The sequence below is a fragment of the Parabacteroides sp. merdae-related_45_40 genome (assembly GCF_001915675.1).
Window position 1 is genome coordinate 15,246 of the sequence record NZ_MNQY01000046.1, and the last position, 12,563, is coordinate 27,808.

8 protein-coding genes are annotated in these 12,563 nt (G+C 42.8%); 7 read left to right on the forward strand and 1 reads right to left on the reverse strand.

Features of this window, described 5'->3' with window-relative positions:
* The first annotated feature begins 5 nt into the window (after positions 1-5).
* The 3 genes from BHV83_RS05860 to BHV83_RS05870 are packed head-to-tail and all read left to right on the forward strand — an operon-like array spanning position 6 to position 3,646.
* Entirely contained in the window at positions 6-1,835 is a 1,830-nt protein-coding gene (locus tag BHV83_RS05860) for a RagB/SusD family nutrient uptake outer membrane protein (RefSeq protein ID WP_259009945.1), read from the forward strand.
* Positions 1,836-1,848: 13 nt separating this feature from the next.
* Positions 1,849-2,691 (forward strand): endonuclease/exonuclease/phosphatase family protein, encoded by an 843-nt coding sequence (locus tag BHV83_RS05865; protein WP_005863544.1) that lies wholly within the window; start codon positions 1,849-1,851, stop codon positions 2,689-2,691.
* A gap of 37 nt (positions 2,692-2,728) precedes the next feature.
* Positions 2,729-3,646, forward strand: a complete 918-nt coding sequence (locus BHV83_RS05870) for an endonuclease/exonuclease/phosphatase family protein (protein WP_005863542.1) — start codon at positions 2,729-2,731, stop codon at positions 3,644-3,646.
* 74 nt (positions 3,647-3,720) lie between these two features.
* Here BHV83_RS05870 and BHV83_RS05875 read toward each other — a convergent pair whose 3' ends face one another.
* Entirely contained in the window at positions 3,721-5,103 is a 1,383-nt protein-coding gene (locus tag BHV83_RS05875; protein ID WP_048926993.1) for a hypothetical protein, read from the reverse strand.
* A 437-nt stretch (positions 5,104-5,540) separates the two neighbouring features.
* Here BHV83_RS05875 and BHV83_RS05880 point away from each other — a divergent pair, with 437 nt between their 5' ends.
* From BHV83_RS05880 to BHV83_RS05895, 4 genes are all read left to right on the forward strand, one after another.
* Entirely contained in the window at positions 5,541-6,083 is a 543-nt protein-coding gene (locus BHV83_RS05880) for an RNA polymerase sigma factor (RefSeq protein ID WP_005863538.1), read from the forward strand.
* 75 nt (positions 6,084-6,158) lie between these two features.
* Positions 6,159-7,142, forward strand: coding sequence for a FecR family protein (locus BHV83_RS05885; protein WP_036651652.1), 984 nt, complete (start codon positions 6,159-6,161; stop codon positions 7,140-7,142).
* Positions 7,143-7,284: 142 nt separating this feature from the next.
* Positions 7,285-10,725 (forward strand): TonB-dependent receptor, encoded by a 3,441-nt coding sequence (locus BHV83_RS05890; protein WP_353743773.1) that lies wholly within the window; start codon positions 7,285-7,287, stop codon positions 10,723-10,725.
* Positions 10,726-10,743: 18 nt separating this feature from the next.
* A complete protein-coding gene (locus BHV83_RS05895) occupies positions 10,744-12,408 on the forward strand; it encodes a RagB/SusD family nutrient uptake outer membrane protein (RefSeq protein ID WP_286756825.1) in 1,665 nt (554 codons plus the stop codon).
* The last annotated feature ends 155 nt before the right edge of the window (positions 12,409-12,563 follow it).

Consider the following 12,563-nt stretch of genomic DNA (forward strand, 5'->3'; position numbering starts at 1 on the left):
ACGAAATGAAAAAGAATATATTATTAAGCGGTCTGGTGGCACTTTTGGCTATATTTTCGGGGTGCGAGATGAATGAGGAACCAAAGTCGGAGGCTTCTGTGGATATGGTGTTTAGCTCCGAGAATGGTTTGAAGACGTATACGTACTCATTTTACAATGTCTTGCCTTCCCGAGGAAGCGCTTTCCGGCGTGATGCTACGGCAGATTATGGGGTGAAAAATTCCTTGGGTGGTATGGAGGTTGGCGCTTATACTACGAATAGCGCGACGAGTTGGTCATGGTCGGCTCTTCGTAATATAAATTTCTTTTTGGAGAATAACGTGAATGAGTCGCTGAGCGTGACTGTCCGTGATAATTATAATGGCATCGCACGCCTGTTCCGCGCCCGTTTCTATTTTGATAAGTTGGTGCAATATGGCGAGGTACCTTGGATTGATAAGGTATTTAACGAGGCTGAAGACCCGGATCTTTATAACCCGCGTGATACGCGTGATGTGATTATCGGGCATATCTTGGAGGATTTGGATTATGCGTATACGAATATATTGGAAGAGGATGTCACGCATAATTCAACGATCGTAAATAAATGGACAGCTGCCGCTTTCAAATCTCGTGTTTGCTTGTTTGAGGCTGCTTGGCGTAAATACCATGCCGCTGACCAATTGGATATCGCTCGTACGGGATGTACGGAATATTCGGCCAAAGATTTATATAAACTAGCGGCTGAGGCGGCTAAGGAAGTTATGGATAACGGACCGTACAAACTTTATACTTCGGGTGCTTATAGCGATGGCCGTGGAGCGTATCGCGAACTTTTCATTGCCGATAAGGCCGTTACCACGGAGGTAATGATGGCTATCGAGACTGACAAGGTGTTAGGACTGGGTGAGCAGAATTGGTGGTATAATTCCTCTACTTACGGACCACACTTATGCATGAGCCGTAAATTTATGCTGTCATACTTGAATGCGGATGGCACGCCTTATGTCGAGAAAAAAGCGGATGGAAGCTATAAGAATTTCGTGGAGGAGACAACCGGACGTGATACTCGCTTGAACCAAACGATTCGGGGAGCGGATTATACCCGTAAGAATGCTTCTGGTGTTTATGAGCCGACCGCGGCTAATTTTACGGGACATACATTGACGGGATATCAGTTTACGAAGTTTGCCATGGATGACGTGGCTTACGATGATGCGGCTACGAATGATAATGACATTCCTATCATGCGCTATGCTGAGGTTTTGTTGAACTATGCTGAGGCTAAGGCTGAATTAGGCGAACTGACTGATGCGGATTGGGCGGCTACGATAGGTGCGCTTCGTTCTCGTGCGGGAATTACGGGAGGTACACCACAGACAGGTACATTGACAACCCGTCCGTCATCTGCGGAACCTTATATCGCTTCTTATTACCCGACGATCTCTGATCCTTCCTTGTTGGAGATCCGTCGCGAACGTGGTATTGAACTTTGTCTGGAAGGTTTGCGCCTAAATGATTTGAAACGTTGGAATTGTTGCGATCTTTGGGTGAACGATCCTTGGGAAGGTATCTTTATCCCGTCACTTAACCAACCGCTGGATGTGAATGGCGATGGTAATTATGACGCCTATTTCTATAATACGGACAAAATCGCTGATGAAAAATATGCTGCGATTGGTGTCTATGTAGGTACAAATAAGAGTAATGTGCTAAACGTGAAGCCGGTTCAAGGTGGTTATTTGATGGAGTATAATTATGCTGGACGGAGCTGGCCGACTCGTCAGTACTTGTATCCGATACCGGAGGTTGTAATCCAGTTCAATACGAATCTAAGCCAGAATCCGGGTTGGTAATCAAGGGGGTATCATGAGAAACTTAATTATAGTGTTTATCTCTTTATTTACTTTCTGCATAGGGATATCCGGACAACAGAAGTGTAAACTGAACGTGGGTAGTTTTAATCTGCGGTATGATAATGAGGGGGATAAGGATGATTCATGGGCACACCGCAAAGACATGGCGGTATCTTTGGTTCATTTCCATGACTTTGATGTCTTTGGAATCCAGGAAGGACTGATTCACCAAGTGAAGGATTTGGTGAAAGATGGTACGTATACGTTTGTTGGTGTAGGTCGGGATGACGGAAAAGAGGCAGGGGAACATGCCGCGGTCTTATTTAAGAAAGATCGGTTTAAATTATTGGACTCGGGAAATTACTGGTTGTCGGAGACACAGGATAAGCCTTCTTTTGGCTGGGATGCGCAATGCCGGAGGGTTTGTTCTTGGGCGAAGTTGAAGGATAAGGTTTCGGGAAAGGAATTTTATTTCTTTAGTGTGCATTTCGATCATATCGGTAAAGTGGCCCGTCATGAGTCTGCTTTGATTATGTTGGCTAATATTAAAAAGATAGCGGGGGATTCCCCTGCTATCTGTGTAGGTGATTTCAATGGTACGCCGGATTCTGAGCCTATACAAATATTGAAATCCGATGGTTTACTGTTGGATTCACGGGAAATCTCAAAAACACCACCCTATGGAACGGTAGGAACGACAAATCAATTTAATTTGAATGCTCCGATGAAGAATCGAATTGACTACATTTTCGTTACCAAGAATATTCACGTGAATAAATATGGTACGTTGAATGAGTTCCAATACGGTCATTACCCTTCAGACCATTTCCCGATTATGATTGAGGCTGAATTTTGAGTTTAAGGATTAGGATGTTAAAAATAATTATAAAGGTATGAAGAAGCTAATTTATTCTTTCTTATTTCTCCTTTGCTCCGTGTTTGCGTTGCAGGCGGAGTCTATGGTAGTTGCCACTTATAATTTGCGTAACGCGAATGCGGGTGACTCGACGAATGGTAATGGCTGGGGGCAACGGTATCCGTATATCGCCCAGTTGATTCAGTTTCACGGTTTTGATATTTTCGGAACTCAAGAAGGCAAGTACCAGCAATTGCAAGACCTTAAAAATGCGATGCCCGGTTATGATTATATCGGGGTAGGGCGTGATGATGGTAAACAAGCCGGGGAACACTCTGCCATATTTTATCGTAAGGAGAAGTTTGAGGTACTGGATCATGGGGACTTTTGGTTGTCTACGATAACCGATCGCCCCAATAAGGGATGGGATGCCGTTCTTCCCCGTATTTGCACATGGGGTAAATTTCGGGATAAACAAACCGGCTTTACTTTCTTGTTCTTTAACTTACATATGGATCATATTGGCGTACAGGCCCGTGCGGAAAGCGCGAAACTTATCCTTAAGAAGTTGAAAGAATTTCCGGAGAAGCTACCGGCGATTCTGACAGGTGATTTTAATGTGGATCAACATAATGAATCCTACTTATTACTGGACAATTCCGGTATTATGCGGGATTCTTATCAGATAGCGGATTTCCGGTATGTACCCAACGGCACGTTTAATGCCTTCCATGCGGATCGCAAAACAGACAGTCGTATCGATCATTTATTCCTTACGAAAGAGTTTGATGTGAAAAAGTACGGAGTCTTGACGGATACGTATCGTTCGGAAGCAAAAGAAAGCGCTCAAAAGGAACAGGATGCGAACTTCCCTAAAGAAGTTTCCATGCAGAAGTATGTCGCTCGTACGCCATCTGATCATTTTCCTGTAATGGTTGTGGTAGAAGTAGAATAGAAAAACTTTAAGAAAAATAGAGGCGATCGCTAGAGGTCGCCTCCTATTCTGTAGAAATATTATAGAGGTTCTATTTACTCATTCTTTTTATAATAATTACCCATAAAAGAATTAATTGTATCAGAATAACAATTACCTGTTTCTTTGGATGTATGGGGTCTTGTTGGATCGATTCCTCCCTTAAACTGATCGAAATAAGTATATCTTATTTTCGTATAATCCGTAAATGCTTGTTCGGGAGAGGTATTAAAATGTCCATGCATAAAAAATTCCCAAGTATCGTCTACACCCGCATAATTCTTTTTGGCAAACCCTTCTATCGTTATATAATCCGAATTGTCTTGGGAGATAATGGTAGCGTAATGATGAGCGGTACTATCTTTCACTGTAAAATTCAACATGCTAGATTTACTTTGACTTTCGTATCGGCCAAACAGAGAGGCAACCATATCGCACCCTCTGGGCATTTTAACCTCTTCAGAGTGGGTTTGTTCGTAAAGAAATGCCTCTCTGGTACATAGACCTAAGGTATCAATTGAGATACGACTCTTTATTTGTCGTAATTTCGATATAAGGGAATCTATATTATTTACAATCGGACCATACATCTCGTGGACATCATCCCTTTCACTATTATTATCAAAGACGGTAGGTATATAGGAAGAGGGCGACAAGGCTACTTCCAGATCAGACTTCAATGTGGTTAAATTTTCGATCAAGGTATCATAACTTCCAGTTACAGGCTTTTTACCTCTTTCTGGGTAGAGCCAAGAGGAAAGTTTAATGTGAATTTCTTTATACATTTCATAGACAGAAGTAAATTGACTCTGTTCGACCGGCCATTTAAATTGCAACTGAACAAAGAACTTCCTTAAATTCTCACTGCTTTTTCTTATCTCGTTCACCTCTTGATAGAGCGAATTAAATTCTTCATTATATCCACCTGTAACATCATTAAGATTTGAAAAACTTGAAATTAACTTTTTACTCGAAAAATCATGTTCCTTTTTCCATTTCGGTTCTACCCGGATATACTCTTTTGTACGGTATGTTGAATTGAGTCTTGTAAATTGTCTTTTTTCCTTTGGCACAAACTCAATCATAGCACCTTCCTTTTGCATAATAGTATTAAAATCTAATACATACAATTCGTGATTTGGATATTCCAAGCCGCAAATAGCTTGGCCAGAATTGGAAATATTATAAATTTTCCCACCTTCCGTGAAGGTAGCATATCGTTGAATGGGTACAAAATTATTGACTGATGGTATTTTTAGCTCGTCTTTTATTTTAGTTCCTGGACTGTTATTATTTATTTGACATTGAATAGCCTTCCTCTCAAGCAACTTATCATGAGAAGACTGTAATATTTCACACAAAGATGCTTGCTTGGAATTACCAACATGACCAACAAGGGTATGCGGTGTTCTCTGTTTTCTTTCAGCATATGTTTTCATGACAACTTAGATTTTAAACTATTCGTAGATAAAATCGGAGATTACGTTCTGTTTTTTCCAAAAATAATAATTTTGCAGGAAAATAAATATTAAAATAACCAATCGAATAATAATTTTTCTACATTTGCGTTACAGGAGATTTGAGGAAAGACACGATTGATCCCTTGTAAAATATATTTCTGAGATCTATTACAACTGAGTCTCGGCAAGACTATGGCTAACAAAAAGAAGAACGAAGATATAAAGCGAACAGAATCAGTTTGTAATCGAGGTTTAAAAAGATGCTTAGTTGATAGATCTGAGATTTCATAAAAAGGAGGAATAGATTATAAATATATATGGTTGAGTGATTTACGGTTTATCAACAAAACCATAGTCTTGCCGAAACTCATTTACCTGTAAAGACGATTGCGAATATTCATGATAATAAAGATTGTATGCAGGAAATTCATGCCGATAAGGTTTTAATGATAGCGATCGGAAATAATGATTATATCAGTTATAATAAACTGTTTGATCGTTATTACGGGCGTCTTTGTCAGTATGTGTATAGTCTATTGATGGATAGAAATGATGCGGAGGATGTTGTTCAAGAGCTTTTCTTGAATTTATGGAAAAATAGGGGGAGAATAGAGATAAAGGAAAATGTATCAGGATATTTATATCGGATGGCTAAACATCTGGCCTTGAACTTTATCCGATCAAAGGTGCAGACGGGAAGTTTATCAGAGAATCAAGACTTATTACTTCTATCCTATGAGGATAATCAACTGGAAACAGAAGAGTTTAGGATCGCTCTTTATGATTGTATAGACCATTTGCCGGATCGGAGCAGAGAAGTGTTACTTCTTCACAGGGTAAAAGGATTGAAGCAGAAAGAAATATCGGAGAAACTATCTATATCCGTGAAAACAATTAAAAATCTAATATGGATGTCTTTACAGAAGTTGAAGGAATGTCTGGAGATGAAGGAGGTATAGAATAATGAGAAAATTTTCAAGGTTCGTATAGGACCTTTTTTTATTTGTGGTGTCATTTAAATAAAGACTAGACTCATGGAGAAGAAAAAGCAAATAGGAGAACACATCGTTGACCATTTATCGGAGAGGATGAATGAAGAGATCGTGGATCCGGTTCTGGATGAATGGTTGGCTGAGGATGAGTCTAATCAAGAAGATTTTAAACGGTATAAAGAGATCTGGAAAGAAACAGGCTCTTATCTGGAGCAAGAAACTTTTAATGCTCAATACGCATGGGATAAGATCGATCGTATCAATAAAGAGAGAGATAATAAGCGGAAACGCTTGGTGAATATCGGATATATCATTTCAGGAGTGGCGGCTACTTTATTGCTTGTCCTCGGGTTTTCGAAAATGGGAGTATTTGATAAACAGCCGGAAATGCTGGTTCGAATGACCGCTGATTACGGAAGCCGATCGGAGGTGGTCTTGCCGGATGGTTCCGTTGTTAAGCTGAATTCTGGATCTGATATTACGTATTCTTATAACGCAAAGGAGAATATCAGGGAAGTGAATTTCCAAGGAGAGGGCTTCTTCGATGTCTCGAAGAACAAGATACCGTTCGTGATCAAGATGAACAATGGATTACGCTTAAAGGTACATGGAACTTCTTTTAATTTGCAAGCGTACACGGATGAAAAAACAGTTGAAGCCTCGTTGGTGGAAGGCTGTATCGAGTTGGATCATGGGAATGATAAATTGCTAATGAACGCCGGTGACATGGCGATTTTCGATAAGCAAACCAACAAGATGAGACCGACATCGGGCGTGTTATCTCATTCGTACAGTTGGCTGGAAGATAAACTCTATATGGATCATATGCCGCTAGCTTCCGTCTGTAAATATCTGGAGAGGAGGTACGATGTGACTATCCATCTTCAAAAGGATTTGGGGAATAGTATACATTACGATGGAGTCATACAGGAGGAAACCATAACGGATATATTGGGCGTACTATCCCGATTGAGTGATATAAGTTATAACGTGAAAGGAAAAAATATAAGTATAACCTCTAAATAAAGTCTGCCTATGAAGTAAAGAACAGGAATCGCATGAATACACATGAAAAACGGGAAATGCTGGAACATTCCCCGTCATCTTTTTGATCATTAAAATTAGTGCTCGTAACACTAGTGTTAACAAACAATCGAATTACAAATATATGAATTTTTGGAATATAGCAAGGCCGGAAGAGTCTCCGGTCCTTAAAAAAACTTTGTCTATTATGAGATTGACGACATTATTCTCTATCGCATGTTCACTTCAGATCTCGGCCTCTGTCTATTCGCAAGAGACAAAGTTGTCTTTGGACGTTAATAACCAGACAATAAAGGAGGTTCTTTTCAAGATAGAGAAACAGTCTGGCTTCCGTTTTATCTACGAGAGCGAGAAGGTTAACCTGAATAAGAAAGTATCTGTACATGTGAAAGAGCAGACGGTGGAAACCATTTTAAAGCGTCTTTTCGCAGGGGAAGGCGTAAAGTATGAGATTACGGAGAATAATTTCATCTTGATTAATCCCTCTACAAAAAACGAGAAAGCCGCCCCTTCCTCACAAGCCGTTTTGCAAAAGAAGAATTTAGTGCAAGGTGTAGTGACCGACGAGAATGGAGAACCTATTATCGGTGCGAACGTAGTTGAGAAAGGTACTACCAACGGAACGGTTACGGACCTTGATGGAAAATTTACGATGGAGGTATCGGAAAACGGTGTCCTTCAAATCTCTTACATCGGATATGCCATGACGGAATTGCGTCCCGGCAAGGAAGCGAATTTGAACGTGAAGTTACGGGAAGATGCTTTGCAAATGGATGAGGTTGTAGTTGTCGGTTACGGTACGGTAAAAAGAGCGAACTTGGGTGGTGCCGTATCTACGGCCGATGCGAAAGCGTTTGAGTCTCGTCCGGTTCAGAATGCGGCTCAGGCTTTGCAGGGAGAGGTACCCGGTTTGACGATTACACGTGCCGGAGGCGCTCCGGGTTCGGACATGACCATGAAGGTTCGTGATGTCTCTTCTATCAACGGTGGTACTCCCCTTGTTTTGATTGATGGAGCGGAGGGAAACATTAATATGATCAATCCTTCCGATATCGAGAATATTTCCGTATTGAAAGATGGTACGGCCGCTATTTACGGTGCTCGTGCCTCGGATGGTGTTATTCTGGTGACAACGAAAAGTGGTAAGCGCAATCAGAAGACATCTGTTGCTTTTGATGCATATTACTCTATTAAGACTCCTGCGTTGTTAAGGAAACCGGCGAATCTATTACAACATGCGGAGATGGCCTTGGAGATCACCGATGGATCATTCACTCCAGAATACACGAGAGATCAATTGGACCTGATCCGGCAGAATAGTGATCTGGTGTTGACTGATGCGGAATGGGGGCGTTGGACCGGCTATCCGCAATTCTTCAAGGATCAAGACTGGAATGATATGCTTATTGGCAATGGTAATATGCAGAATTACAATGTCAATATCTCCGGCGGTGGAGAGAGATACTCGTATATGTTGTCTTTAGGCCATCAGCGGGAGGAAGGTATCCCTAAATTTGGTGAGGATGTGAACAAGCGTTACTTCGTACGTGCTAAATCGAGCGTCGAGATCTTCAAGAACTTGACTTACGATCTTAATTTAGCTTATGAGGCAAGCAACAGGGACTATTCCTCGGGTTTGACGGAAGGACAAAATATATGGGAACTGATTTATAAGACTCGCTCTTGGACTCCGATGTACAATCCGTCGGGAACTTTCTATACATTCGAGGGTTTCGATAATCCGGCTCAAGTATTGGAAGACGGGGGTATGGTGAATAAGACTACAGGTAATATAACGGTCAACAACCAATTACGCTGGAAAGTGATCGACGGATTACAATTGGTGGGGCAAGCCGTGATCCGTAAGTATGATCAGGATGAGAACGTGACGAACAAGAAAATCATCAATTACGATTGGGATAATAACGAGGTCCGGGAGAAACGTACGCCGAATAGTGCGGAGCGTCGTTACCAGAAAACTTTATCCAAGAACTTCACGCTCTATGCTGATTATAAAAAGAACTTCAATGACCGGCATGATTTAAGCGTGATGGTCGGTACTTCCCATGAATCTGAGAACTATGATAGGTTCACGGCGAAGCGTATTAACTTCGACCAACAAGAAAATATGTCTTTGCAATTGGGTAGCGCTCAAGATCAAAACGCTTGGAGCGAGGGAAATCAGTGGACGATTAATTCTTTCTTCTCCAGAGTGAATTATACGTTTGCCAATAAATATGTCATCGAAGGAACGATCCGTGCGGATGGTAGTTCCCGCTTTGATCCGGATCACCGTTGGGGATGGTTCCCGGGTGTAAACGCGGCTTGGCGTGTCGGGGAAGAAGGCTTCATGAAAAGATTGGGTTGGTTCGAGGACTTGAAGGTAAGGGCTTCTTATGGAGAGATGGGTAATCAGTCTGGTATCGGATTGTATGATTATATTCAATTGATCTCTTTATCGAACGATTATTATCCTTTCGGGGCTGGCGTAAAAGGACAAATGGCTACGTCTGGAAATATTATTTCTACCTCTCGTACATGGGAGACGATCCAGACAACCAATGTGGGATTTGATTTCTCGACGCTCAATAACCGTTTATATGGATCGTTCGACTACTTCTGGAAAGAGAATAAAAACATGCTTATCCCGAAGACATATCCTTCTATGTTAGGTGCGGACGCTCCGAGCACGAACAGCGGCCATTTAAGTATTCATGGATGGGAAATCTCTCTAGGCTGGAGGGATCAGATCAAGGATTTCAGCTACTCGGTTCGCTTTAATATCAGTGACGCGAAAAACAAAGTCGTGGATCGGGTTGGAAGTAACCTGATCAAATTAGGTAATAACGAGACTCCGACCGGATATCCGTTGAATTCCTATTTTGGATATGAATTTGATGGAATCATCCAGAATGAGCAAGAATTGGAGGCGTATAAATCTCGTTTCTCGGAAGGGGGTATCCCGGGTGACTTGAGCGTAGGTGACGCTATGTACAAGGACTTGGATGGAGACGGGAAGCTATCCGTATTAGGTGATGGTAAAGAAGGCTCCGGTGACGTGAAATACTTGGGCGACAAGAACCCGCGTTATAATTTCGGCTTTAACCTGAGTATGGCTTGGAAGGGATTCGATTTGAGCGCTTTCATACAAGGAGTCGGCCGTAGGACGATGTTCTTGGAAGGGGAGAGCCGATGCCCGATGCCAGAGGCATGGTATCAATCCGCCGAGTATTGGTATGGAAAGACTTGGACCCCGGAAAGAACGGATGCCCAATATCCGGCGATCACGTTGAAGGATAAACGAAACTACAACTATTATGTATCTACGAACACGAAGTTTAACGTTGCGTATGCCCGTTTGAAAAACTTGCAGTTCGGTTATACGATCCCGCAGACTTTGACCTCGAAGGCCGGTTTGCAGAAGGTGCGGGTGTATTTCTCCGGCGAGGATTTATTTGAGGTACATAACACGCCAAATGGTTGGGACCCGGAGGAGAACAGCGGTAGCATTACCTCCTATCCGTTTACCCGTAATTATTCATTTGGTATAAATGTCGTATTTTAAAAATTAAAGCGAAAAGTCATGAAAAACTATCGGATAATATTGGGAAGCTTTATTGTTTCCGCTTTGTTCTTGTCAAGTTGCCAAGATATAGACCTGTTGCCAAAAGATAATATGCCGGACGAGCTATTCTGGAAAACCCCGGATGACTTCGAGAAGGAGGTCAATTGGCTCTACACACGTACCGAGACGTTCGGCACCAAGGATACGGATAGCGATATCGCCTATGAGCTGAACGAGAACACGACGAGCAACGGTACGTTGATCGCCCCGAATACGGATGCCCTATGGGACTCTACTTTCATAGACCTGCGTCAGAGCAATATGATTATCGAGAAGAGCCAGACGTACGAGGGCGATCCCACGGAGATCGAGCGGTATGTGGCTGAGGCCCGTTTCTTCCGTGCTTACTCGCATTTCCGGTTGATGGCGAAATACAACGATATCCCTATCTTGACGAAGGTGCTTACCGTAGATTCCCCGGAGTTGTATGGTTCTAGGAATAAGCAACAAGAGGTGGAAGACTTCATCTTGTCGGAACTCAACGAGGTGTATGCTAAACTACCCTTGCAAAGTGAGTTAAGCTCGGATGAGGCGGGACGTGTAACCCAAGGCGCTGCCTTGGCGTTGAAAGCGAGGGTTGCCTTGTTTGCCGGGACGTGGGCGAAGTATCACCAGCACCGCTCGGACTATCAGCAGTTGTTGCGACAAGCGATCGATGCCGCTACAAAAGTGATCGATAGTGGTGAGTATGCTTTATATGAAGGCTCCGGTGAGGAGAGCTACCGCTACTTGTTTATCAATGCGGGCGATCATTCAAAAGAGGGTATCTTCGACAGTCGGTACGAGACGGATATCCGCCACCATAGCGACGCGTGCCCTGTATATTGGGGATGGCGAGGGACGCCTACCCGTAAGCTGGCCGATATGTATTTGTGTAAGAGCACGGGATTGCCGATTGAGAACGCTAATTCCGGATTTGAGGGATATGCCACGATCAAGAGCGAATACGAGAATCGTGACCCTCGTATGAAACAGACCTTCTTGATGCCCGGAACCGACTATATCAGTCCGCAAGACGGCGCCTTGACCTGCCCGCCGCAATTTACCATACGTCCCGAGACACGTACGGGTTATAAGTTGTGGAAATATATGGCGGAGACTTCCGTTCCTTCTGACAAGGATGTATATGATTATCACATTATCCGTTATCCGGAGGTATTGCTGATATTGGCCGAGGCCACCTATGAGAAAGACGGGGCGATCAGCGATGACATCTTGAACAAGACGATCAATGTGATCCGTTCCCGGAAAAGCGTGGAGATGCCTCCTTTGACCAACGCTTTCGTGAAGGGCAATGGGTTGGATATGCGGACGGAGATCCGTCGGGAACGTACGATCGAGCTAGCGTTCGAAGGCTTCCGCAGGGATGATTTGAGACGTTGGAAGACGGCTGAGACGGAATTGATAGGTGCCATAAAAGGTATTAAGCTGAAAGGTTCGGAATACGAGAACTTGGATGTCTTGAACGAGGGAAATCCCGGTTTGACAGACGAAAATGGTTTCTTGGTTGTGGAACCGGCGGAGAATCGTAACTTTGTGACCCCGAAGCATTACTATTATTCCCTTCCGTTGGATGAGTTGTATCTGAACCCGAACTTGGCTCCGAACAACCCGGGGTGGTAGGGTAATGCCTTATATTTCGGTAAAAATGGCCTTGCACTGGTGTAAAATGTCTTTTTAGATCTTAGAAATGGCTTTTCACCCTCGCGAAGTACCTTTTAGATTTCTAAAAACGACTTTGCGCTTGTGAAATGCCATTTTTAGATTTAAGAAATGGC